A 25,109-nucleotide genomic window follows, 5' to 3' on the forward strand; every position below is an offset into this window, starting at 1 on the left:
CGCACCCGTATCAACCCTCCGAGGACGCGCTGTTTTCGAGGATTACAACGTCGCAGCCCGCAATGGTGTGTCCGTTCCATTCAACTGGATCGGCATTGTAGTTGATAAGAAACGTATGCGCGGCTGATTCCCGAAGCCGCAGGCCCTCGGGCATCGGCTGCAGCGTTAGGCTGGTGTGGTGCGCCGCCAGTCCGATGAGACGATCCCAGAGCGCCTCGTCGGGGAAACCCGCCAGATACCAAATTCCGTCCCCCGTTTTCACAGCAGGGGTACCATCCTCAAACTGCAATAGGTCCGCTCCGTCTCCCGACAGACGGTCGAGCCAGTGCTGCGCGGCTCCGCCCCCGACGACCGGGCGTTTGACACTCGGCGGCAAGGTTTCAACCAGATCGACATGGCAAACGACCGCATCAAGGCCGGGGCGACCTGACAGTGGGATCTGAAAATCGCGGGTGATTGCGCCGCTGCGCGGGCCAATGATGGCAAGGTCGCAGGCCTCTGCCAAACGCGCTTCCAACTCGGCATCAATTGTGGCCAGCCCTGGCGCAAGGATCACCTCGTAACCTTTCGGCAGGTCCTGAGGTGAAACGATATCTACCGACAGCCCGGCCCGACGCAGAGCGCGATAGGCCGAGAATACCAGCCGGAAATAGTCAAAACCTGCGCCCTGCGGCTGCGTGGTCCACGCCCAATCTGAGGCATAGTCGAACAGGATCGCAACCTGCGCCTGTTTCTGGTGCACCGGACCGATGGCCTTCAGTTCGTCCGCCGTCTGGCGCGCCTCGGCCAGACCGGGGGCCGCGCGGCTGTCTGGTGTCAGCAATCCGGCGTGCATCTGCTCTTGCGCAAATGGTGCTTGGCGCCAGCGGAAATAGCTCACCACCTCGGCCCCGTGGGCGACGGCCTCAAGCGACCACAGCCGGACCATGCCGGGCAGGGGGGCGGGGTTGTAAGGGGCCCAGTTCACAGGGCCGGGCTGTTGCTCCATCACCCACCAACGACCACGGCCAACTGCGCGATAGAGGTCATGGTGAAAGCCCTGCATATCCGGATCGCCCTGTTGCAGGAATTTGGCCCTGTGTTTGGCGTCATCCTCCAACCGGTCCGACAAGAAGCCGATCGGGTAGCTGTCCCAGGTAGCGATATCGAGGTCCGCACCGACATCGAAATGGTCGAACTCAAGCACACGTCCCATGTAGTTATGCGACAGCGGTGCATCGGTCAGCGGGCGCAACACATTGGCCTGAGCCTTGTTGAAGGCCACCACCTGATCCGAGCTGAAGCGTCGTAAGGCCAGAACATGGGCCGGGTTCGGCTCGGTCACAGTCAGGTTTGGCAGGTCGATTTGGTCAAAGTGGTCGTATTCCATCGACCAGAACACATTGCCCCAAGCCTCGTTCAGGGCGTCGATACTGCCATATTGATCCGCCAACCACCGCCGAAACGCTGCGAGCGCAGGGGCGCTGTAGCTGATCGTGGTGTCGTGGCAGCCATATTCATTGTCGATTTGCCAAGCCGCCACATGCGGATTGTGGCCGTAGCGTTCGCCAAAGATCCGGGCGATGCGGACGCACTCGTCGACATAGCCCGCATGGCTGAAGCAATAGTGCCGACGCGACCCGAATTTACGCGGCTGACCTTGGGCGTCGACGGCCAGCATATCGGGGTGTTTGTCCAGCATCCAGCGCGGAGGCGTCGCTGTGGGTGTCCCCATAACCACCTTCAAACCGGCCGATCCCAATACCTCGACCGCGCGATCAAGCCAGTCGAATTGCAGATCTCCGGGCGAGGGTTCCAACCGGCTCCAGGCGAATTCGCCGATGCGTACCCAGCTCAGGCCTGTTTCGACCATGCGCGCGGCATCTTCGGCCCAAACAGCCTCGGGCCAGTGTTCGGGGTAATAGCAAACGCCAAGTTCGGGGGTCATAGAAGGACTCTGTGTTCCGGTTGACCCTGGCCTGCGTTCGGCTCGGCAAAGGTCATTCCGTTCGTGGGTTGTGTTTCAAGCGTTTCCGCGCTCAGCCCTTGGCGGGCGGTTGTGCAGAGCAGCGTCGTCAGGTCGTCTCCGCCAAAGGCGGGGCAGGATGTATGGGCGGCGTCAATGGTGACTGCGCACAGGAACTGGCCCGCCTGATCATAGGCCGCGACCCGGCTCGCGCCCCATTGAGCGATCCAGATGTTCCCGGCGGTATCAACCACCGCGCCATCCGGGTTCAAACCGTCTTCGTTCAGATCCAGAAAGACCGAAGGCTCTCCTTCGGGCCAGCCTGTTTCGGAGTTCAGACCCCACCGCATCACCTGTCGTCTTGCGGTGTCAGCGTAGAAGGCGGAGGACCGGTCCGGAGCGAAGCAGATCGCGTTTGAGATGGTGATACCCGGCACCAGACGGCGCAACTCGCCCTTGTAGTACCGGTAGATTGAACCAGCACCAGGTTCCGCGCTTTTGCCCATCGTCCCGATCCAGAACCCGCCCCACGGATCGGCGCGGCCATCATTCGAGCGGGTGACAGGATTGTCAGCCTCGAGCGGGGCAACCAGTGATTTCTCACCCGTTGTGAGCGAAAGTCTCCACAAACCGCTTTCCGAGGCCATCAGCAAAGTATCACGGTCCACCCAGCCTGCGGCCGAGACATATTCGTCGAAATCCCAGCTTTTCTGCGCCTCGCCTTCACGGGTCAGAAGGCGTTTGCCGAGGATGTCGAACCAGAACAACTGCTTCCGCTCGGGATGCCAGAGGGGGCCTTCGCCCAGCATACACGGGCGGTCGTCGAAAGTGACGCTCATGCAACGGCCTCGTCATAGGCGGCTACGATCCGGATGGCTCGTTCCGAGATTTCCGCGATCTCCATGTCGGGCTTGAACAGTGCCGACCCGATGCCGAACCCGTCCGCGCTGGCTGCGATCCATTCGTCGAAGTTGTCTGTGCCCGCGCCGCCAACCGCGAAGACCTGCGTGCCTTCTGGCAAGACCGCCCGCAAAGCAGACAGACCTGCGGGGCCTGCCAAGGAACCGGGGAACAGCTTCAAACCGGTTGCACCCGCTTTGAGGGCCGAAAAGGCCTCGGTCGGGGTGAAGATGCCCGGCCAGGATTGCAGCCCCAGTTCACGGCTGCGCCGGATCACATCAGGATCGGCATTGGGCGAGACAATCAGCTTGCCGCCCACATCCCGCACGGCCTCAACCTGTTCGGGTGTCAACACCGTGCCCGCGCCGATCAGGGCGCGATCGCCGAACGCCTCGACCAGAATCCCGATGCTCTCAAGAGGATCCGGAGAGTTCAGCGGCACCTCGATCCGGTCGATCCCGGTTTCGATCAGAAGTCGACCGACTTTCTCGGCGTGCGAGGGGGTCAACCCTCGCAGAATGGCAATGATAGGGCGGCTCATACGGTTTCTCTTGTCATATTGCGAGCTTTGTTCAACCCGGCCAGAGTGGATGTGGTGGCGTCGGCCATCTCGACAAACGCGCCTTGCGGTTGCAGCGCTTGCGCGTAGGCGGCCGATAGCCCCTCGGCCCCGATGATCGCGATCTGCTGACCCAGCCAATAGGGGCGTGAGGCCGCAAGTTCGGCCCCAATCAATAGCCCGGACAGACGCGCGCGGGCCGTGCTGCCATCCTGCCCATGCAGCAAATCTGCGGCACGCAGGCTGAATAGACGGGCGGCAAGCTGTTCGGGTTTGGACAGAGTATCCTCGACGGCCTCAGCAAACGCGGCCTCGTCCCAGCCTTCACTTACCGAGTGCCGAAGGACCGATTGACTGCGCAACAGGTTGAACAACTCTCCGGTCATGAAGGTGCGGAAGCTGACGACCTCATTCGCGCTGACCTGCACCCATTTCGTATGGGTGCCGGGCAAGCAGATCACGCCGTCCCAGTTGGGATGTGTATCCAGAAATCCCGCGATCTGCGTTTCTTCGCCGCGCATCACATCAGGCGGGGACACCTGTTTCAAACCAGGCACGACAAAGGCGCGGATCCGAGGGTCGGTAGCTGGCACGCGGATCGGAACGCCCTGCACAGGCGCGGTTGGAACTGCAGCATAGGGCGCTTCGACCCATCCTTGGCGGGCACCGACCATGCCGCAGGCGACGACGTCCAAAGGCGCTGCACTCAACCAGCCCTCGATCAATGCCAACAGGGCGTCCTCAAACCCGCCTTTGGAGACGCGCGCCATGCCCATGTCTGACTGGGCGTGATCAATAGGGGTCGACGCCTCCATCGCCCAGACGCGCAAGTGCGAGGTGCCCCAGTCCGCTGCGATCCATTCTGGTTTCATAACTCTACCCCGTTACCACGACGCCACCATCAGCAACCATGCATTGTCCGGTCATGGCGCGGCTGGCGTCTGAGGCCAGAAACAAGGTGGGTCCGATCATGTCGTCGGGCTTTAGATGTTCTTTAAGGCATTGGCGATCCAAATGTGCCGCCAAATCTTCGGGCGTGGCCCACATGTCCATCTGCTTTTGCGTGAGAACCCAACCTGGGGCCAACGCGTTGACGCGGATGCCTTTCGGTCCAAGCTCACGCGCCAGCGAGCGGGTCATGCCGGTGATGCCGGCGTTAGAGGTGGTATAGATCGGATAGCCTGCGTTGCCCATCATGTAGCTAATCGAGCTGAAATTGATGATCGAGCCACCATTCTCCATCTGGCGTGCGGCTTCCTGACAAGCGAAGTAGTAGGCCTTCAGGTTAACCTCAATCATCCAGTCCCAGAATTCAGAGGTCGTCTCTTCCAGAGAGTGGCGCTGATCGTTGGCGGCGTTATTGACCAGCACTTTGATCGGTCCATGGGCCTCGGCGGCCTTCTGCATTGTGGCGTGCAACAGTTCCGTGTCGGTCATATCGCCTTGCATGAACAGGGGCGCGCGACCGTGTTTAACACGCATTTCTTCCACGAAGGCGCTTGCGTCCGAGCGGCCGATAAAGGCCACGTTGGCCCCCTGCGCCATGAACCCGTCGGTCAGCGAAGCGCCAACGCCCGAGCCGCCGCCAGTGATATAGACTGAGGCCCCTTTGAGGTCCTGGAATACAGCAGGTTGGTCCATTAGTGGCTCTCTCTTGTAACGAGGCGTGTGTCTTTGCCGACAAGGAAATCAAGGTCAGCGCCCTGATCGGCTTGCAGCACGTGGTCGATGTAAAGTCGGGCGTAACCGCGCGTGTAATGCGGCGCCTCCGGCTGCCAAGCCGCGCGGCGGGTGTCGAGTTCCGTGTAGTCAACCAGCAGCTCAAGCTCTCCCTTACTGGCTGAGACGCGGATGCGGTCGCCGGTCTTGACCAGTGCCAATGTGCCACCGGCCTGCGCCTCGGGGCTGACATGCAGGATGACTGTACCGAAGGCTGTGCCGGACATGCGCGCGTCCGAAATGCGGATCATGTCGCGCACGCCTTCTTTCACCAGTTTCGCCGGGACCGGCATGTTGCCGACCTCGGGCATGCCGGGATAACCCTTGGGTCCGCACCCTTTGAGAACCAGAATGGTCTCGGGCGTCACAGGCAGGTCTTCGCGGTCGATATTGGCTTTCAGGTCTTCTATGCTTTCGAAAACAAAGGCTTCGGCTTCGGTTTCCAGCAGTTCATCCGTTGCCGCCGAAGGTTTTACGATCGCCCCGTTCGGCGCCAGATTGCCGTGCAGAACACGCAGGCCAGCCGCGGGTTTCACCGGGTCATCGAAGGGGAGGATCACGTCGCGATTGTAGCACTCTGCCCCGTCGTAGTGGGCCGAGATATCCTTGTTCAGAACCGTTTTCGCAGGGCGCAGGAAGGACTTGATTTCATTCAGAACCACAGGCACGCCGCCCGCGTAGCAGAAATCCTCCATCAGATATTTCCCAGACGGCATGCAGTTGACCAGCAACGGAATCTCAGAGCCGATTTCAAAGTCCTTCAGCGTCAGATCGACGCCAACTCGACCTGCCAGCGCTAGCAAGTGAACCACGGCGTTGGTCGAGCCACCTACGGCGGCGTTTGCCAGAATGGCATTCTCGAACGCTTCTTTGGTCAGGATGTCCGAGGGCTTGAGGTCTTCGTCCACCATCTCGACAATCCGCTTGCCGGTCAGGTGTGCCAGTGCCATGCGGCGGGCGTCAACCGCGGGCAGCGCGGCGTTGGTGGGCAGGGACATGCCCATCGCTTCGACCAGCGAGGCCATGGTTGAGGCCGTACCCATCGTCATACAAACTCCGGCGCTGCGTGACATGCCGGATTCAGCTTTCATGAAATCCTGCAGCGTCATTTCGCCTGCGCGGACCTCTTCCGAGAACTTCCAGACATCGGTGCCCGATCCGATATCCTTGCCCTTGAACTTGCCGTTCAGCATCGGCCCGGAACTGACAACGATTGAGGGCAGATCGACCGAGGCCGCGCCCATCAGCTGCCCCGGCGTGGTCTTGTCACACCCGCCCAGCAGAACAACGCCGTCAATGCCGTAGGCGCGGATGGATTCCTCAACATCCATGGCCAGCAGATTGCGGAACAGCATGGCGGTGGGCTTCATCTGGGTCTCGCCCAGCGACATGACCGGGAATTCGACCGGGAAGCCCCCAGCCTCCCACACACCGCGCTTCACGCCTTCGGCCAGATCTCGCAAGCCTGAGTTGCAGGGCGTCAGTTCAGACCACGTGTTGCAGATGCCAATGATGGGGCGCCCGTCAAAGGCGTGGTCAGGGAAGCCTTGGTTTTTCATCCAGGAACGGTGGATGAACCCGTCTTTGTCGAGTTTTCCGTACCAATGAAATGAGCGGCGTTTCTTTGTCATTCTGGCTTTGGTTCTTTGGCTTGGGCTGGAATTGAGGTTCGTGATGAATTGAAGATCATGCGGCGCGAAGTGGGCGGCACCAGTCGGGCAGCCAGTCCGAATGCGCGGTCAGAAGGTCCGTGACAAGGCTGCGGATTTGGCGCAGGTCCAGTTCGGCCGCGGTATGCGGATCCATCATGGCGGCATGGTAAATGTATTCGGCGTTTTGCTCGGTCAGCGCCCGGACGGTTAGCTCTTGCACGTTGATCTGCGTGCGCATCAGCGCCACCAGTTGCGGCGGGATGTCGGTAACGACCGAGGGCTGAACGCCGTTTGAATCGACCAGACACGGGGTTTCCACCGCAGCGCCCAAGGGCAATTGCGGGATCTGACCCGTATTGGGCAGGTTTCCATAGGCCGTATAGGGCGTGTCCGTGACGACGGCATTCATCAGATCCGCTGCGAATTCGTGGCTGCGAATAACCGAGACATCGCGCCCGTCTGTCAGTGTCTTAGCCTGTTCTTTCCAATCCGCGACCTGCTCGACACAGCGGGTTGGGTATTCATCCAGCGGGATCGAGAACTGCTCAATCAGGTCTTGCCGCCCGCCCTTGATGAACCACGGCACATATTCTGCCAGATGTTCCGAACTCTCGGTGCAGAAGTAGCCCAAGTGTTCCATCACCTCGTACCGCACCTTATTGGGGCAGCGTGGCATCAACAGAGGTGGTTTCGGCAGAGAACCATGGGCATAGCCCCGGCGCAAGGCGGGATACAGGTCGCGGCCCTGATGATCCAGCCGCAGGAAGAAAGCCACATGGTTCACGCCTGCGACCTTGTAGCGGATCTCATCCTTGGGCAGGTCCAGATCATGGGCAAGTTCTTCGACTGTATTCTGGACCGAATGGCACAGGCCGACATGTTTCAGGTCCGGGAATTGCTCGGCCAGAGCCCAGGTGTTGATCGCCATCGGGTTCACATATTGCAACAGCGTCGCGTTGGGGCAGAGCTGCATCATATCCTGTGCCACGCCCCACAGTACTGGGACGGTGCGCAGCCCGCGCATTATCCCTCCGATCCCGAGCGTGTCTGCAATTGTCTGGCGCAACCCGTATTGCTTGGGGATCTCGAAATCCGTCACCGTGCAGGGTTCATACCCGCCGACCTGAAAGGCGGTGATGACGAAATCAGCCCCCTCCAACGCCGCGCGGCGGTCGGTGTGGGTGGTCACGGTTGCTCCGGTGCCGATCGAACGGATCATGGCCCGCGCTACGGTTTCGCTTTCGGCCAGACGCTGCGGGTCGATATCCATAAGCGCGAAATGGCTGTCGGCAAGCGCAGGGGTCAGCAGCGCATCGCCCACGATATTGCGCATGAAGATCGTGGAACCCGCGCCGATAAAGGTGATTTTGGTCATTTTGCAAAACTCTCGTTTGGCGTTATTTAACAGCTCCAAGGGTCAAACCCGCGATGAAGTGTTTCTGCATCAGGAAGAACATGGCCACAGGCGGTAAGGCGGCAACGAGGGAGCCCGCGCTCATCAGTTGATATGCCGCGCGGTACTGAGCGTTGAAGCTGGTGATTCCGGCCGTCACAGGCTGACTTTCAGCTCCTTGGGTAAGGACCACGGCCCAGAAATAGTCATTCCAGATGAAGGTGAAGATCAGCACGCTTAGCGCCGCGATGGCGGGTTTCATCAGGGGCAGGACCACGTACCAGAAGATACGGACCTCGCTGATACCCTCAACGCGGGCAGCTTCGATCAGCTCAAAAGGCAACGCGCGGATGAAGTTTCGCATGAACAGTGTACAGAACCCAGTCTGGAACGCGATATGGAACAGAACTAGGCCGGTTTTTGTATTGTAGAGGCCAAGCTCCAAAGTCAGGTCGCGGACCGGAACCATAAGGATCTGGAACGGGACAAAGTTGCCCGCCACGAACATGAAGAAGATCCACAGGTTAGACTTGAATTTGTAGATCCCCAGCGCGAACCCTGTCATGCAGCTGAGCGCAACTGCCCCGATCACCGTTGGGATTGTGATCATGAACGAGTTCAGCAGATATCGCGGCATGTCCGAGTTGAAGAAGACCTGCCCGTAATTAACCGCGCCCTCAAAGCGGGATGGCAAGCCCCAGTAGTTTGCGTTGGTGAAATCCGCCTCAGGCTTGATTGAAAACAGGGCGACAGCAAGCAAGGGACCGAGCCACAGCAGCAGGGCAATGGGCAGCATGGCCTGATAGGTGATCTGCGCCGCGCGGGGTTGTTTTTCGATGGGTTTGGGAAACATCTCAGTGCCCCCTTTCTTCGCGGTACATCGACCACAGGAAGTAGGCGATGAAGCACAGCATGATGAGGAACAGGATCACAGCGATGGCGGCGCCATATCCCATGCGGAAGCCGTATTCAGACAGGGCGACCTCAAACATGTAGTAGGCCAGCACGCGGGACGACCCGAAAGGCCCGCCCTGCGTCATGATTGAGATCAGGTCGAAGGACCGCAGAGCGCCAATGATCGTCACGACAAAGGCGATAAACGTCGCCGGGCGCAGTTGCGGCAGGATGATGTGCCACAGCATCCGTCCACCTTTTGCGCCGTCCAAACGTCCGGCCTCAATCTGTTCGGGGTCCACGGCGTTCAGGCCGGTCAGATACAGGATCATGCAATAGGCCGTTTGCGGCCACAGCCCGGCGACGATGATGCCGTATGTGACCAGTTTTTCATCCCCCAGTACATTCAGCGGACCAAGACCGAAGAAACCCAGGAATTCGTTCAGTAGCCCGAATGTCGGGTCGTAAAACCATGTGAAGACCAGTCCGACAACGACTTGAGAGATCACGAACGGAAAGAAAAACAGAGACTTGTAGAGTCGAATGCCCCAGACCGTCTGGTTCAGGAACAGGGCGATGAACAGGCCCGCCGGGATCGCTGCCAGGTACAGGATCAACCAGATCAGGTTGTTCTTGAGCGAGACATAGAACGCATCGCGGTCCACCCACTCCCAGTACAGGTCCTCGTAGTTGCGGAACCCAACATATTCCGCAGCGCCCAGCCCATCCCATTCGTAGAGTGACAGGTTAAAGGACTGAAAGACCGGGATGATCACATAGACCATGAAGAACAACAGGCCCGGCGCAAGGAAGAGCCAGGGCGCGATGCGTTGTTGGTTGCGATGGAACCAGCTTTCCTGTTCCGGTGTGTCGACGGCTGACATGGGCTATCTCGGATCTGGGGGCGAAGGCGAGTTGAAGCTCGCCTTGCATTTGAGGAAGGCGTAGGCCGGGTTTTTTACCCGGCCCCTGCCAGATCAGTTGTCGTAGATACGGCTACGAGCGCGTTCCAGCTTGGCCAGGATTTTGTCCAGATTGTCGGGCTTGACCATGAATTCCTGGAAGCCTTCCATCGAGACCTTGGCCATTTCCGCCGGAGCGTCACGATCCCAGAACTGGGCGACACCGCCGGGGCTGTTCGAGGACAGCATGGTGAAACCTTGCTGCAGGAACTTGTCGTCATCCACCGAGGATTGTGCGTTGACCGGAAGCTGGCCCAGGTTGGAACCGTTGTTGATTTCGGTCTGAACGTCTGGAGACACGATGAAGCGCAGGAACTCGCGCGCGGCTTCCTTGTTCGAAGCGTTGGCCGGGATGTGGAACGTATCGGTCGGGGCGTCCTCGGCCAGTTCAACATCAGGGTTGATCGCGACGAACTGGTAGAAGTCCAACTGATCGTCGGTCAGACCCGCTTCGCGCAGAGGCGCAACAGCAAAGTTACCCATCAGATAGGCGGCGGCGTCTCCGTTCACCATGAAGGGCAGGGCTTCCTGCCAGCTATAGGTCTGGTGGTTGTCAATGAAAGCACCCATGTCGACCAGCTGTTTCCAGTTGGCGAAGGTCTGCTTGACCCGGTCGTCTTCCCAGCTGATTTCGCCATTGGCGAGCTGGTTGTGGAAGTCGAACCCGTTGGTGCGCATGTTCAGATAGTCGAACCAGCCACCGGCGGTCCACAGGAACTTGGTCCCGATGGTATAGCAGGCACGGCCCGAATCGATGATCTTCTGGCAGTTCGCCAGCTCTTCTTCCCAGGTGGTCGGCTCAGTCAAGCCCAGTTCGTCAAAGATGTCTTTGCGGTAGTAGACACCCCACTGATAGTAGGTATAGGGCACGCCCCACTGCTTGCCATCGAGGGTCATCGCGCCTTTGGTCGAGGCTAGGTTTTCGGCGATCTCAGGTTCGGCCCATAGGTCCGAAACATCTTCGAACAGACCCGCCTCAACATAAGGCTTCATGCGGTTTGCGGCATACCATGTAGCAACATCCGGAGTATCAGCCGTCAGGAAGTTGCGGATCTGCGTCTTATACGCCTCGCGGTCGATCACTGTGGTTTCAATGGCCAGATCCGGGTGCTGGGCCTGAAACTGTTCGATCATCGCTTCCATCGTCGCACGTGGCGCCGGGTTCGAGGTGTCAAGAAAGATGCGCAGTTCGCCGGTCAGTTCGGCGGCAACGGGTGCAGCTAGTGCCACACTCGCCGCCAGTGCGGCAGCGGTGCGCTTGAACATGGAATGCATGGTGTCCTCCCTTAGCTTCCATTTTAGTTCCAAATAATGAAACCGTGTTTTATATATTGAAAACTACACATCGACTCGGCTAGTCTTGTCAAGACCCTCGTGCAAACACTGTGGTTGAACGGGGGTCAAACGGAGGAGAACACACACCCGTGGCTGGTGACGGAACAATAGGCAAAGCATGCGATGTGCTGGAGCACGTGGCCTCGTTCGAGCGCCCGGTGCGGTTTGCGGAACTGCTGGAGAGCAGCAGCTTTCCCAAAGCGACGCTCTATCGCTTTCTGCAATCGCTGACCAATCAGGGCATGCTGGCCTATGAGCCAGACCGCCAGACCTATTCGCCGGGCCTGCGGCTGGTCCGTCTGGCGCATACGGCGTGGACGCAAAGCTCTCTGGCCCCTATCGCACGGCCGTTTCTGGATACACTCAGCTCTGAGACAGGCGAAACGGTGCATCTGGCGCAGCTGGACTCCAATCAGGTGCTGTATGTCGACAAACGCAACGCTGCGCAGCCGGTCGAGATGTATTCTCAAGCCGGCAAGGTCGGCCCGGCCTATTGCACCGGCGTAGGCAAGGCGATGATGGCGTTTCTGGATGGGCCCGCATTGGACCGCGCTGTATCCCAGCAAAGCTATCACCGTTTCACGGACAAGACGCTGACCTCGGAGGCGGCTTTGCGGGCGGATCTGGAACTGATTCGCAGTCGAGGCTACGCGATCGACGATGAAGAGCATGAGCCCGGCATTATCTGCGTAGCCTGTCCGGTTCTGACCTCGGGCGGGCGCGTTTTGGGCGCAATTTCCGTGACCGGTTCAACCGGGCGGATGGATTTCAATCAACTAGAGGCCTGGGTCCCTCGGGTGCGGCGCGTTGCCGACCAGATCGCGACCGAGGCGCAGGCTTGGCGGTTCCCTGAAACCCGCCCGAATGGACAGAACAACAGGATGCAATCGACATGACAGGTGTAACGCTCAATCAGGCGATCAAACGCTACGGCCAGACTCAGGTGATCCACGGGATTGATCTAGAAATCGAAGATGGTGAATTCTGTGTGTTCGTCGGCCCCTCGGGCTGCGGTAAGTCCACCCTACTGCGGATGATCGCGGGGCTTGAGGAAACATCGGAAGGCCAAATCCATATCGGTGCGCGCGAAGTGACCCATATGGATCCGGCAAAACGCGGCGTGGCGATGGTGTTCCAGACCTACGCTTTGTACCCGCATATGACGGTTGCCGAGAATATGGGTTTTGGCCTGCGCATGAACGGCGTTCCCAAGGCAGAGATCGACCAGAAGGTTCAGGACGCCTCCAGTATTCTGAAACTGGATCAATACCTGAAACGCAAGCCCAAGGCCCTTTCCGGTGGTCAACGTCAGCGAGTTGCCATCGGGCGCGCTATTGTGCGCGGTCCCGAGGTGTTCCTGTTCGACGAACCGCTCTCCAACCTTGATGCCGAGCTTCGGGTCGAAATGCGGGTCGAGATCGCGCGCCTGCATCAGGAAATTGGCGCCACCATGATCTATGTAACCCACGATCAGGTCGAAGCTATGACAATGGCCGATAAAATCGTCGTGTTGCGCGATGGCCGGATCGAGCAGGTGGGTGCGCCTATGGACCTGTACCGCGATCCGGACAACCGGTTTGTGGCGGGCTTTATCGGCTCGCCAGCGATGAACTTTCTCGAATGCGACTATGCAGACGGCCACGTCACGCATCCGGCCCTTGGTCAGCCGTTGCCGGTATCGGCCCAAGTTCCGGCTGGGGTAAACAAGGTGACCCTTGGCATGCGGCCCGAACACATCCAGATCGACCGCAGCGCCGACACCTGCACCGTTGATTTGACCGAGGCGCTTGGGGGCGTGTCCTATTCCTATCTTCTGACCCCGAATGGCGACAAGCTGATCGTTGAAGAACGGGATGACCAACGCAGCACTACAGGCGAGAAGATCGGGATCACGGTCCAACCCGAACGTGCCATGGTGTTCGACCCTGAGACTGGCGTTCGGTTTAGGTAGCAGCGATTCAAGTTCAACCGGGGTGTTTTGAGCGCAGGTTTAGGCTTGACCGAAACGGGGTCGTTCTCTGAACTGGTCCAAACGAGGCCAGTCGGCCCGACTCATTTCGAGTAGAGAGGCCTCATGCGCAGCGTCAAAACCGTCCACGTGATCTCGGCCCATGCGGAAGGCGAGGTGGGCGACGTCATCGTCGGTGGCGTGCAACCACCACCCGGAGAAACCCTGTGGGATCAACGCACATTCATTGCGCAGGATCAGAGCTTGCGCAATTTCGTGCTGAATGAACCCCGAGGCGGCGTCTTTCGCCACGTCAACCTGCTGGTCCCTCCGAAACATCCGCAGGCGGATGCGGCGTTCATTATCATGGAGCCGGAGGACACGCCGCCTATGTCGGGGTCAAACTCGATCTGTGTCTCCACTGTCCTTTTGGACAGCGGCATCATACCCATGCAAGAGCCGGAAACCCATATGACACTCGAGGCTCCGGGCGGTTTGGTACGGGTCCGGGCAGAGTGTTGGGATGGCAAAGCCCAGCGTATCTATGTGCAAAACCTGCCAAGCTTTGCAGACAAGATTTCGGTCCCCCTGGAGGTGACGGGCGTTGGCACCCTCACCGTGGATACGGCCTATGGAGGGGATAGTTTCGTGGTGGTCGATGCGGATGCTATGGGGTTCGAAATTGTGGAGGCCGAGGCCCGCGATATCGCCCGTTTGGGCGTTGCCATCACCAATGCCGCCAATGATCAGCTTGGCTTTACCCATCCGCAAAACGCGGCTTGGAACCATATCTCTTTCTGCGCTTTTTGCGGGCCTTTGAAGACAACCGAAACCGGACTCACAGGGAAATCCGCCGTTGCGATCCAGCCCGGCAAAGTTGACCGCTCGCCAACCGGAACGGCGGTCTCGGCGCGCATGGCCCTGATGGCCGCGAAGGGCCAGATGAAGGTTGGTCAATCTTTCGAGGCCGTTTCTATCATAGGATCGCGTTTTACCGGCTGGATTGTCGAAGAAGCCAAGGTCGGGGATCGCGCGGCCATCATCCCCGAGATTAGCGGCCGAGGATGGATCACTGGCGTTCATCAGCACATGCTGGACCCGGATGACCCATGGCCCGGTGGATATCGGTTAAGTGATACTTGGGGCGTTGGGCGCTGAAAGGCGCGCATTCGCAGTCCCATCGGCGTGTTTTTCCTCAACCGTGGCAATTTGCGCCCCCAGTAGACGATTGATCCCAACGCAAACCTGATTTAAGGGAAGCCCTGTCAAATCAGAGTCACTCAGGGGTGTTATGTCATTAGCGCCCCTCCCGCGCCGCAATGAAGCGGCCCAAACTCTTGCAGCGATTGCCCCTTAAAGGCTTAAAAAAAGGTGAAAGAATATGGCAGATAAATCGAACTTCGACATATTGTATACCATTGTAGACGAAGCGCCTGAGCTGGCCAGCGCCTCATTCCTGCCCATCATTCGCAAATTCGCCTCGGCGGCGGGTGTCAGCGTTGGCACTAAGGATATTTCGCTTGCAGGCCGTATCATTTCGACGTTCCCAGAGAAGCTGACCGACGCGCAGCGCATCACCGATGATCTGGCCGCATTGGGCGATCTGGTAAAAACGCCCGACGCCAACGTGATCAAACTGCCAAACATTTCGGCCTCGGTTCCTCAGCTTGTCGCCGCGATCGAAGAGCTGCAGTCGCAGGGCTACGACATACCCAACTACCCCGAAGAGCCTTCGAATGACGAAGAGAAGGCGATCCGCGCACGATATGACGCGATCAAAGGCTCGGCTGTGAACCCGGTTCTGCGCGAAGGCAACAGCGACCGCCGTGCGGCGCGGGCGGTGAAGAACTACGCCCAGAAGAACCCTCATTCGATGGGGGAATGGGTGTCGGACAGCAAGACAAAAGTGTCCTCGATGTCCGGCAACGATTTCTACGCCAATGAGAAATCGGCGACGATCACAGCGGCACAAGCCGGTGACGCGAAGATCGAATTTGTCGGCAAAGACGGCAGCGTGACCGTGCTGAAAGACGGCTGGCCGTTGGAAGAGGGCACCGTTGCCGATGCGACCTTCATGTCGGTCAAAGCGTTGTCGGCCTTCCTGGCCGATGCCATCGAGGACACCAAGAAAGACGGCACCATGTTCTCGCTGCACATGAAAGCGACGATGATGAAGGTCAGCGACCCGATCATCTTCGGCTATGCCGTACGCGCGTGGCTGGCTCCTGTGTTCGAAAAATTCGCCGCAGAGCTTGAGGCCTTGGGTGTTAACCCGAACTCGGGTCTTGGGGATCTGCTGGACCGCGTGAAGGACAATGCCGACATCGTGGCCGCCATCGACGCCCTCAAGGGTGACCGTCCGTCCATGTATATGGTCGACTCGGACCGTGGCATTACCAACCTGCACGTCCCGTCCGATGTGATCATCGACGCCTCGATGCCCGCCGTTATCCGCGCAGGTGGCAAAGGCTGGGATGAAACCGGAGCCAAAGGCGACACCAACTGTGTTATCCCTGACCGTTGCTACGCGTCGGTTTATGACGAATCCATCAACTTCTTCAAAGCCAATGGCGCGCTGAACCCGGCCACTGCCGGTGCGGTGGCCAACGTTGGCCTGATGGCGCAAAAGGCCGAAGAGTACGGCTCGCACCCGACCACGTTCCAGGCGCCAGCGGATGGCACAATCCGCGTCGTCCTGGCCAATGGTGAAACGCTGCATTCGCATGAGGTCGAGGCCGGAGACATCTGGCGGGCCTGCACAGTGAAGAAAGCGCCCATCGAGAACTGGATCCAACTGGCGATGGACCGTCAGCGCCTGACCGGATCCGAGGCGATCTTTTGGCTGGACGCAAACCGCGCGCATGATGCCGAGTTGATCCAATATGTTAAGCCCGCGCTGGAAGCGGCTGGTGTTGCAGATAAATTCCTAATCATGGCTCCGCGTGAGGCGACGCGTCAGTCGCTGGAGACCATCACCGCCGGAAATGACAGCATCGCCATCACCGGCAACGTGCTGCGCGATTATCTGACTGACTTGTTCCCGATCCTTGAACTGGGCACCTCGGCCAAGATGCTGTCGATCGTCAAACTGATGAACGGCGGTGGTCTGTTCGAGACCGGCGCAGGAGGCTCCGCTCCGAAGCATGTGCAGCAGCTGGTTGAAGAAAACCACCTGCGGTGGGATTCGATGGGTGAGTTCTGTGCGCTGGGTGAATCGCTGAACTTCCTCGCCGACAGCAAGGGCAACGCCAAGGCGGGTGTTCTGGGTGCGGCGGCCGAGGCGGCAACGCAGGGCATTCTGGACAACAACCGATCCCCCAGCCGGAGGGTTGGTCAGCCGGACAACCGTGATAGCCACTATTGGTTCGCGCGCTATTGGGCAGAAGCTCTGGCCGCGCAGTCGGAGGATGCGGAGCTGGCAGCTGAATTTGCCCCGCTTGCAAGTGCTCTGGCCGACAAGGAAGAGCAAATTCTGGGTGAGCTTGCCTCGGCCCAGGGTGGGGCTGCCGATCTGGGTGGATACTACCACACCGACCATGCCAAAACCGCGGCTGTAATGCGCCCGAGTGCAACGCTGAACGCCATCATCGGCTAAGAAAACGACCCGCGCCTTACTGGCGCGGGTCTTTCCCACTGGTGCGAAAACCCAACCAGTTTTTCCTTTTGCTTCAAACTGTTGCGAAGCTTTGCCCGCAAGACATGACTAAAACTGCATGATCTACGGGATTCCCCCAATACACTGATCCGTCCCCGCTTGATAACTTGTCCGAGACAAGAGATTCACCGGTGAGGCCTTCGGGCCTATCACTCACTCAAAAAATGGCCAGCATTTGGGGTGCTGGCCATTTGTTTGTCTGAAGTCTGCTTGAGCGTAGCTGGGTCGAACGCGCCTTTGCAGTGCCACGCGACTTTGATGCAGAAATGAAAAAGCCAGCCCAGAGAAGGACTGGCTTAAACATGATTGTTCGACGTTTAGCCCCGAAGGACTTTGCCTGCTGCGTCAAAGGGCGGCTCGTGCAGGATGGTGGCTTTGTGAGGTTGACCCAGAACCATCACTTCAACCTCGTCCCCAGGTTGGGCGTTTTTGACGTAACCCAAGGCCAGCGACATACCGACGGTATAGCCATAGGTTCCCGAGGTGACACGACCGATGCCTTCGCCGTCCTTGAAGATAGGCTCACCGCCAGTGGCGTCCGCGTTGGAGGCCGTCACGTCGGACTCATCCAGATGAAGCAGGACGAGCTGTTCGCGTGCAGGGTTTTCCAGCACTTTTTGCGCGGCATCTTTGTTGAGGAAGTCCTTCTCGAACTTGCACAGACGGTCCAGACCCACCTCATGCGGCCAGTATTCGGGGCTGTATTCGCGGCTCCACGAGCCATAGCCCTTTTCCACGCGCATCGACATCAGGGCACGGCTGCCAACCGGGCCTGCGCCGAACTCTTTGCCCGCCTCAAGCAGAGCATCGTAAAGGTGCGCCTGATCTTCTGTCTTGCAGTGCAGCTCCCACCCCAGATCGCCGGTGAAGGAGACACGGAGGGCCAGAAGCTCAACGCCTGCCAGCTCGATCTTGGCGGAACGCATGAAGGGGAAGTCCTCATTCGCCAGCGACGTGTTGGTCATCCGCTGCAGGATCTCACGCGATTTCGGACCGGCGACGTTGAAGCCGCACATGGCCTCGGTGTGGCTTTCGAATGTGGTGCCTTCGGGCAATGGGACCTGTTTGAAGAAGCGCTTGTGATAGCGCTCTGCCATGCCCGATCCGATGATCCAGAACTCATCCTCGGCGACGCGGGTGACGGTGAAGTCCCCGGCAATGCCACCGCGTTTTGAGATCAGCGGAGTCAGGCAGGACCGGCCAACCGCTTTGGGCATGTTGTTAGCGAAGACGGCATTCAGCCAATCTGCAGCGCCGGGGCCTTTGCAGATGTATTTGGCAAAGTTCGAAATGTCGATGATGCCCGCACGCTCGCGCAACATTTTGCATTCTTCGCCAACCGGGGCCCACCAGTTCTGACGGGTGAAGCCGTTTGTATCGACGACGCCCGGCTCATCTGCGAACCACAGCGGGTGTTCCCAACCGACGTTCAGGCCAAAGACGGCGCCCATGGCTTTCTGCGTCTCGTAGATGGGGCGCACGCGGGCGGGGCGGCCTGCGCTGCGTTCTTCGTTCGGGAAGTGAATGGCGAAACGGTGCGCGTATTGGTCCTGCACCTTGGCCTTGGTGAATTCCTTGGTAGCCCAGGTGTCAAAGCGCGCCATGTCCCATGCGAACATGTCGTATTCGGTTTCCCCTTCGATGATCCACTGCGCCGCCATCAGGCCCATGCCACCCGATTGCGAGAAGCCGGGGATGATGCCGTTGCAGCAGAAATAACCATCAACCTCGGGTACTGGTCCCATCAGCACGTTAGAGTCCGGAGACCAGATCATCGGGCCGTTGATAACGCGCTTGATCCCGGCCTCCGCCACGGCGGGCAGACGTTCGATCGCGTTCATCATGTTCTCTTCGATCCGCTCCAGATCGTCGGGGAACAGGTCATGAGCGAAATCCAGCGGTGTGCCTTCCTCGGCCCAGAACTTCATGTCCTTCTCATAGGCCCCAACGAGCAGGCCGTTGCCTTCCTGACGCAGATAGTACTCGCCATCGCGGTCCGATACAGAGGGCAGGCGGGTGCCGTGGCCTTCGACGTCTGACATCGCCTCGGTCACGAAATACTGGTGTTCGGTGGGCTGCAGCGGCAACTCGATGCAAGCCAGCTTGGCGACTTCGCGGCCCCAGAGGCCTGCCGCGTTCACGACCCAAGGCGTTTTGATGTCACCTTTGGGCGTTTTGACGATCCACGTGCCGTCTTCCTGCTGTTCGGTCGCGGTGACGGGCGTGAAACGATGAATCTCGGCCCCGCGCTGGCGGGCACCGACCGCATATGCGTTGGTCACGCCCGACGGGTCAACGTTGCCTCCATCGGGTTCGAACATCACACAACGTATGCCTTCGTAGTTAACCAGCGGGTTCAGTTTTTGCGCCTCTTCAATGCTGATCTCGTAGAAATTCATTCCATAGAGCTTGGCCTTTGCGGCCTGCAGTTTCAGCTGGTGTTCCCGCTCTTCGGTCTGGGCCAGATACAGCGAGCCGGGCTGGAAGACACCGCAGCTTTGGCCGGTTTCTTCCTCCAGCGAGTTATACAGGTTCATCGTATAGTGCTGGATGCGGCTGATATTGGTGCTGTCATGCAGACCGTGAATGTTGGCTGCCGCATGCCAGGTTGAGCCAGAGGTCAACTCATCCCGCTCCAGCAGGACCACATCGGACCATCCCAATTTGGCCAAATGGTAGAGGATCGAGCAACCGATCACCCCGCCGCCGATAACTACCGCCTGTGCTTCTTCGCGCATTTCATCTTCCTGATTTGCTGTGTCATGTCAGAACCGGTCTTTCGTTAAGAATATGTCGATTCAGACCCATAACTGTTCTAAACGCGTCAACTGAGAACCCGGTTTGACCAGAGACACAGCCTGCATTCACTTCTTGGGGATACGGGGCACCGCCGGGTACCGCGTTTTATTTCACTTGGACTTTGCCGACATTGCTCAGAACTCCAGTCTGTGGGCGCGGCCATAATCAGCCAGCCGTTTGTTCAGATTGCTTGCTTCTGGGTGGCCGGATTCCAGTGCAAAGACGAAGGCGTGAGTTAGATAGAAACAGGCGGCATCAATGTCCTGTGCCAGCTCTCGTTCGTCGGCAGCAATCGTATACAGGCGCACAAGCGCCTCTTGGTCGCAATTGGCATGTGCCTCTAGCAGTTCACGGTCTAAGGCTTCGCGATCCATGGCTATCCCTTTAGCGAAATGGCGATGTTTTTGGTGCGAACATAGTTGTAGAGCGCCTCAAGCCCCTTTTCGCGACCGAAGCCGGATTTGCCGACGCCACCAAACGGGGTCGAGACACCTCCGGCGAACCATTCGTTGACAAAAACCTGCCCCGCCCGCAATTTGCGCGCCACCCGATGGGCACGGGCGAGATCGCGCGTGAAGATGCCCGCAACCAATCCGAATTCGGTGCCATTGGCCATGGCGACGGCTTCCTCCTCGGAATCGAAAGGCGTGAAACACGTGACGGGGCCAAAGACCTCCTCCTGCGCGATGCGGCTGGCGGGGTCGACATCGGCCAGAATGGTCGGAGCCATGAAATACCCTTCGCGATCCAGTCGCGCACCACCGGCTGCGACCCGCGCACCGTCCTGACGGGCGTTCGAGGTGATCTCTTCCACGCGCTGCAGCTGCAGGCTGGACACGACCGGAGTGTGATCGGGGTTCTCAAGCCCGTGACCGACGCTTAGGCCATTGGCCAGCGCAGCCGCACGTTCCACGGCCTGATCGTAGATCGAGCGATGCACCAGCACGCGGGCCATGGCAGAGCAAACCTGACCGGCATTGTAAAAAATTCCGCTTTGAAGGCTAGACATCAGCGTATCCAGATCCGCGTCGTCAAAGGCGACAGCTGCGGATTTGCCGCCAAGCTCCATCAGCGACGGCACCACGTTGTCGGCAGCCGAGCGCAGGATATGCTGGCCTGTCGACACCGATCCGGTGAAGACGATCTGATCCACCTGCGAACTCGCCACCAGTTTGGCGCCCAGATCCGAGCCGATACCGTTCAGGATCGACACCGCACCGGCAGGCACCTCGGCGCGTTCCAGCGCGGTGCCTAGCATCGCCAGCGCAAGCGGGTCCAGCTCGGGCGATTTGATGATGGTCGAGTTTCCCGCCGCCATAGACGGCGCGAGCGAACGACCGGCGATAGAAACAGGGAAGTTCCACGGAACGATCTGCGCCGACACGCCGTAGGGTTCAAATACAGTGAAATCAGCATAGTCTGGGCCCAGCGGGATCGACTTGCCCTCAATTTTGTCCGCGACGCCGCCGTAATATTCGAAATACTGAGCCGCCTCGATGAACTCATCCCGGGCCGCGTCCAGTGTTTTGCCGCTTTCACGGCACAGCAACTCTGCCCCTTCATCCGCGAGGTTGCGGATTTCCTGCGCGATGCGGATCATCAGGCGGCCACGCTCGGCCGGCTTCATATCTGCCAGATCCCCACGATCGAACGAGGAGCGTGCGGCCTCGAGCGCCTGAGCCAGCGAATCCTCACCGGCTTGCGCGCAATCCGCCACGTGACCCTGGTTGCCGGGATCTTCCACTGCGAAGGAGGCGCCCTTGTCGCCCTCCACCCACGACCCGGCCAGGAAATTCCTGGCCAAGCCGTCGTTCAGAAAAGTGGTCATGCCTCCGCGCGTGCCTTTTCGATCTGCGTTGCGACCCAGTGGTGGAAGCAATGGGTTGGGCCGTCCATTGCGGGCGAGAAGCGACCACCATCAAATTTGACGCCATGACGGCCTTTCTGCATGCCTTCGACCACGAAGACGTCTTCCTCAAACACGGTTTTCCAAAGCGCCGCGTTTTGCGCACGCAGGCCTTCATGTTCGGGGCTGTCTTCGGGTTTCTGAGCATAGTACAGCTCAATCCGCTCGTTCGACCGCTCGTGAGTGATCGGGTCGATGATGAAGGCAAAACCGTGGTCACGCTGAACGCCCAACAGGGTGTTGGGGTAGACCACGATATACTCCGCGCCTTCGTGCCACTTCTCGCTCAGGCCATCAAAATCAGCCAGTTTCGAGCCGTCTTCCCCTTCGAACTGACGATAGACAAGGGTGCCCTGACCCGAGTATTTGCCTAGTTCGTTGATGTTGTAGTGGTCTTCCAGACGCGAATAGCTGTTCAAGCCGGGGTGAACCCAGGGCAGGTGGTAGCTTTCGCAGAAGTTTTCGACCGCCAATTTCCAGTTCGAATCCAGCTCAAGCCGGACCGACGCGCCAGCGCCGCCGTGATACATAGGCTGTTCGAACTCTTTCCAACGCTCCATCAGCTCGCCGTGAACTTCTTCGAACTCGGGGGCGTTGCCGTCGACGTTCACAAAGATCACGTCGCGCCAGACGTAGGAGCGGATGCGGATCAGACCCAGTTCCGAGAAATCCAGATCTTCGTGGGTATTCTGACCGGGGCCGCCGACATGAGGAGCGGTGCGCAGCTCACCATTCAGGCCGTAGCACCAGCTGTGGTAGGGGCAACGGATCGCGCCGCGGATTTTCTGAGGCTTGTCGACCAAGATCATGCCACGGTGGCGGCAGGTGTTCTGGAATACGCCAATCTGACCGTCGCGGTCACGGACCATCAGCAGGGGCATGCCAAGGAAATCAATCGGATAGGCGTCGCCAGCCTCGGGGATATCCTTGCCGAAGCCGATCCCGGACCAGTTCGCAAACAGGACCGAGTCGCGTTCCTCGGCAAACACTTCAGGGTCGATATAATGCGCGTTCGGCAGCCCCTTTGCTGTGTTTACCGGGGTCAGAACAGACGAAAGCGGTGCATGCTTGTTCATCGGTCACTCCTAAGACTTTTGAATTGGCGTTTTTCTAGGGTCCCATTGGCAGCGCAGGGGCCCTGCATTCAATACTAAAAATCCTAACCGCTAGATGAGCGGAGCTAAACTGAACTCTCTTCAAGCTCGTTCAGCAGCCATTCCTTCAAGGCCAGTGCCCCTTCTGGCAGGCTGTCGTTTTCCCGTTCAACCAGATAGAAATTATGCGGCGCAGGTATGTTGAAGTCCTCTAAAGCCACAAGTTTTCCTGAATCCAGCATGGGTTTTAGCAAACGCTTCCAGCCGAGAGCGACGCCGGCTCCTTTTCTCGCGACCTGCAAAGCCAGCGCATAGCTGCTGACGCGTGCCTGCGTCTGAATACTCTCATTAAACCCTAACGCCTGAAACCAGTCTGTCCATGTGGTCCAGTTGCTGTGTTTGGTTGCAAGGTGAATCAGGCGGTGTTCAGTCAGGTCCCTGAGGTTGGCCCCTTTGAGATCTTCCGCCAGTTCGGGGCTGCAAACCGGTGTCAGGATATCCCGATACAGCTTGGTATGCGGCAGAGAGGCATTCGGGTCTTTGCCGTATCGAATGAAAAAGTCCACGTCAGAGCGATCTGCGAAATACGTGTCCTCGGCCATTTGGTTAACTTTTACGTGCGGATAGTCCTGCCAAAACCGAATAACAGATGGGGACAGCCACAAGGCAGCAACCGCTGTTGTGGACCCCACGGTGACATGATTGTCGGAATCCCCACTGCGAATCTGTTCAAGAACTTTTGAGATTTTCAGGAAAGAGCTTCCCAGTGCCTCTAGCAGCGCTGCGCCATCTTCGGTCAGTTCAACGCCGCGATGTTTACGTATGAAAAGCGGGGATGCCAGCTCGGTCTCCAGTGCTTTGATCTGATGACTGACAGCGCCGGGCGTGACAGACAATTCGCTTGCAGCAATCTTGAAACTGAGGTGCCGGGCGGCAGCCTCGAAAGCAGAAAGCGAGGCAAGCGGAGGCAGATTGTAGTGGCGTCGCGACATGAGGGATACGTGGCTCTGAGGTTTTTGATTGAGCTACCTTCACCTGAGTGCGAAAAATATTGCAATTGAAAACTATCTTTTTTTCTGCAGTTTTGCGCCCGATGAAGGTCCGCCTTGCTTGAAGGGCGGTATTGCAGTTCTTTGCCCTCCCTACGAGGCGCGCCCCGACCCAAGCCAGGTAGTAGTCAACACCAAGGCCGACACAATGACCGCCTTTCTGCGGTTCTTTTCGGCGCAAGATAAGATGATTAGCCAGATGAACACTCAGAAAGCGCGTCTGATCCGAAAAACTGAACTCAGTTCGGACACTTCGGATTTCTGCTTTGAAATCGAACAGGGGCGTTTCACCGGACTTGAACCCGGCGCGCACGTGGATATCCACCTTGGTGACGATCTGGTGCGTCAGTATTCTCTCTGGAGTTGGAGCCAGGACGGTCGCACCCTGAACGTCGCTGTCAAGCGCGAGGATGGTGGTCGCGGTGGCTCACTGGCCATGCACGCCTTGGAACAGGGCGTCGAGCTCGCCATCGGAGGTCCGCGCAACCACTTCAAGCTTGAAAGCCATGATCGCCACGTGACCCTCATCGCGGGCGGTATTGGTGCCACCCCGATGGTCGCGATGGCGCGTGAGCTGCTGAATCGGGGCCAGGATTTCCGGGTCTATTACTTGGTCCGATCCAAGGATCTAGCCGCGATGGATGACAAGTTTCGCGCTTTGGGTCTGGATGAGTGGTACTATCTGCATTGCGACGACACAGACGGGCAGTTCGATTTGACCGCTGTCATGCAATCCATGCCGATGGGCGCTGATGTCTACACTTGCGGTCCGGAACCGATGCTGAACGCGGTTCTCGAGTCTGGCAGCGCTCTGCGCGGTGGGGCCATCCACTTTGAGCGTTTTGCGGCTGCTTCCGATATCGAGCACGCGCCCAATGACAGCTTTGAAGTCGAGGTCCAGTCGACGGGAGCCGTCTACAAGGTGTTGAAGAATGAAACCATTCTCGACGTCCTCAGAACCAACGGGGTGCACGTGGATTTCGGTTGCTCTGAAGGTCTGTGCGGGTCGTGCATGGTGGACGTCGTCGAAGGTGAGGTGGACCACCGGGACGGCATACTGACGCCCGAGGAGCAAGCCGCGAACAGCTACCTATGCACCTGTGTTTCCAGAGCAAAATCCGATCGTCTGGTCCTTGCACTTTAAGAACATAACCTGACAGCAAGCCGGATTATTCCGGTGCGAAACGTCTACAAGAAACGTGAAAATGGGAGGAAATTGATGTCGATTAAAGAACCGTTTACGGATTTGGACATTAAGACCGCGGATAGCGGTTTTTATGAGAATAACAGCGTTCCGAT

At 58.7% G+C, this 25,109-nt stretch carries 20 protein-coding genes; 5 read left to right on the forward strand and 15 right to left on the reverse strand.

What is annotated here, in order from left to right; translation table 11 throughout:
• Window positions 1–10: 10 nt before the first annotated feature.
• From ACR0I8_RS11130 to ACR0I8_RS11175, 10 genes are all read right to left on the reverse strand, one after another.
• A complete protein-coding gene (locus ACR0I8_RS11130; RefSeq protein ID WP_170690538.1) occupies window positions 11–1,927 on the reverse strand; it encodes a beta-galactosidase in 1,917 nt (638 codons plus the stop codon).
• The gene (locus tag ACR0I8_RS11135; protein ID WP_170377440.1) at window positions 1,924–2,784 is read right to left on the reverse strand and encodes an SMP-30/gluconolactonase/LRE family protein; all 861 of its coding nucleotides are present in this window, start codon (window positions 2,782–2,784) and stop codon (window positions 1,924–1,926) included. Before ACR0I8_RS11135 ends, ACR0I8_RS11130 begins: the two co-directional genes overlap by 4 nt.
• Entirely contained in the window at window positions 2,781–3,386 is a 606-nt protein-coding gene (locus ACR0I8_RS11140) for a 2-dehydro-3-deoxy-6-phosphogalactonate aldolase (protein ID WP_170377442.1), read from the reverse strand. The genes ACR0I8_RS11135 and ACR0I8_RS11140 overlap by 4 nt, the downstream gene beginning before the upstream one ends.
• A complete protein-coding gene (locus ACR0I8_RS11145; protein WP_170690539.1) occupies window positions 3,383–4,276 on the reverse strand; it encodes a 2-dehydro-3-deoxygalactonokinase in 894 nt (297 codons plus the stop codon). Before ACR0I8_RS11145 ends, ACR0I8_RS11140 begins: the two co-directional genes overlap by 4 nt.
• 4 nt (window positions 4,277–4,280) lie before the next feature.
• Window positions 4,281–5,045, reverse strand: a complete 765-nt coding sequence (locus tag ACR0I8_RS11150) for an SDR family oxidoreductase (protein WP_170690541.1) — start codon at window positions 5,043–5,045, stop codon at window positions 4,281–4,283.
• A complete protein-coding gene (locus ACR0I8_RS11155; protein ID WP_170690542.1) occupies window positions 5,045–6,754 on the reverse strand; it encodes an IlvD/Edd family dehydratase in 1,710 nt (569 codons plus the stop codon). Before ACR0I8_RS11155 ends, ACR0I8_RS11150 begins: the two co-directional genes overlap by 1 nt.
• A gap of 55 nt (window positions 6,755–6,809) precedes the next feature.
• On the reverse strand, window positions 6,810–8,150 hold the full coding sequence (gene melA, locus ACR0I8_RS11160; protein ID WP_170690544.1) for an alpha-glucosidase/alpha-galactosidase: 1,341 nt from the start codon (window positions 8,148–8,150) through the stop codon (window positions 6,810–6,812).
• A 22-nt stretch (window positions 8,151–8,172) separates the two neighbouring features.
• Window positions 8,173–9,021, reverse strand: a complete 849-nt coding sequence (locus tag ACR0I8_RS11165; protein WP_170377452.1) for a carbohydrate ABC transporter permease — start codon at window positions 9,019–9,021, stop codon at window positions 8,173–8,175.
• Between the two features lies 1 nt (window position 9,022).
• Window positions 9,023–9,946 (reverse strand): carbohydrate ABC transporter permease, encoded by a 924-nt coding sequence (locus ACR0I8_RS11170; RefSeq protein WP_170690546.1) that lies wholly within the window; start codon window positions 9,944–9,946, stop codon window positions 9,023–9,025.
• 93 nt (window positions 9,947–10,039) lie between these two features.
• Entirely contained in the window at window positions 10,040–11,299 is a 1,260-nt protein-coding gene (locus ACR0I8_RS11175) for an ABC transporter substrate-binding protein (RefSeq protein WP_170690547.1), read from the reverse strand.
• Between the two features lie 149 nt (window positions 11,300–11,448).
• On the opposite strand from ACR0I8_RS11175, the gene ACR0I8_RS11180 reads away from it, so the two are divergent.
• The 4 genes from ACR0I8_RS11180 (at window position 11,449) to ACR0I8_RS11195 (ending at window position 16,902) form a co-directional block, all read left to right on the forward strand.
• Window positions 11,449–12,255, forward strand: a complete 807-nt coding sequence (locus ACR0I8_RS11180; RefSeq protein ID WP_170667152.1) for an IclR family transcriptional regulator — start codon at window positions 11,449–11,451, stop codon at window positions 12,253–12,255.
• A complete protein-coding gene (locus ACR0I8_RS11185) occupies window positions 12,252–13,310 on the forward strand; it encodes a sn-glycerol-3-phosphate ABC transporter ATP-binding protein UgpC (RefSeq protein WP_170640064.1) in 1,059 nt (352 codons plus the stop codon). Before ACR0I8_RS11180 ends, ACR0I8_RS11185 begins: the two co-directional genes overlap by 4 nt.
• A gap of 123 nt (window positions 13,311–13,433) precedes the next feature.
• A complete protein-coding gene (locus tag ACR0I8_RS11190; protein WP_170690549.1) occupies window positions 13,434–14,465 on the forward strand; it encodes a trans-3-hydroxy-L-proline dehydratase in 1,032 nt (343 codons plus the stop codon).
• Between the two features lie 223 nt (window positions 14,466–14,688).
• Window positions 14,689–16,902: an NADP-dependent isocitrate dehydrogenase gene (locus ACR0I8_RS11195; RefSeq protein ID WP_170690551.1), complete on the forward strand. Its 2,214-nt coding sequence runs from the start codon at window positions 14,689–14,691 to the stop codon at window positions 16,900–16,902.
• A 377-nt stretch (window positions 16,903–17,279) separates the two neighbouring features.
• Here the strand turns inward: ACR0I8_RS11195 and ACR0I8_RS11200 are convergent, their stop codons facing one another.
• The 5 genes from ACR0I8_RS11200 to ACR0I8_RS11220 form a co-directional block, all read right to left on the reverse strand.
• Complete coding sequence (locus ACR0I8_RS11200) at window positions 17,280–19,700, reverse strand: FAD-dependent oxidoreductase (RefSeq protein WP_170690552.1); 2,421 nt, start codon at window positions 19,698–19,700, stop codon at window positions 17,280–17,282.
• 195 nt (window positions 19,701–19,895) lie between these two features.
• Window positions 19,896–20,135, reverse strand: a complete 240-nt coding sequence (locus ACR0I8_RS11205; protein ID WP_170463900.1) for a hypothetical protein — start codon at window positions 20,133–20,135, stop codon at window positions 19,896–19,898.
• 2 nt (window positions 20,136–20,137) lie between these two features.
• Window positions 20,138–21,589: an aldehyde dehydrogenase family protein gene (locus tag ACR0I8_RS11210; RefSeq protein ID WP_170690554.1), complete on the reverse strand. Its 1,452-nt coding sequence runs from the start codon at window positions 21,587–21,589 to the stop codon at window positions 20,138–20,140.
• On the reverse strand, window positions 21,586–22,743 hold the full coding sequence (locus tag ACR0I8_RS11215; RefSeq protein WP_170641359.1) for an aromatic ring-hydroxylating oxygenase subunit alpha: 1,158 nt from the start codon (window positions 22,741–22,743) through the stop codon (window positions 21,586–21,588). Before ACR0I8_RS11215 ends, ACR0I8_RS11210 begins: the two co-directional genes overlap by 4 nt.
• A gap of 104 nt (window positions 22,744–22,847) precedes the next feature.
• Entirely contained in the window at window positions 22,848–23,753 is a 906-nt protein-coding gene (locus tag ACR0I8_RS11220) for a LysR substrate-binding domain-containing protein (protein ID WP_170690556.1), read from the reverse strand.
• 205 nt (window positions 23,754–23,958) lie between these two features.
• Here ACR0I8_RS11220 and ACR0I8_RS11225 point away from each other — a divergent pair, with 205 nt between their 5' ends.
• Window positions 23,959–24,954, forward strand: a complete 996-nt coding sequence (locus tag ACR0I8_RS11225; protein ID WP_480703160.1) for a PDR/VanB family oxidoreductase — start codon at window positions 23,959–23,961, stop codon at window positions 24,952–24,954.
• Window positions 24,955–25,109 lie beyond the last annotated feature (155 nt).

The sequence above is a fragment of the Ruegeria sp. BG9 genome, assembly GCF_056538305.1.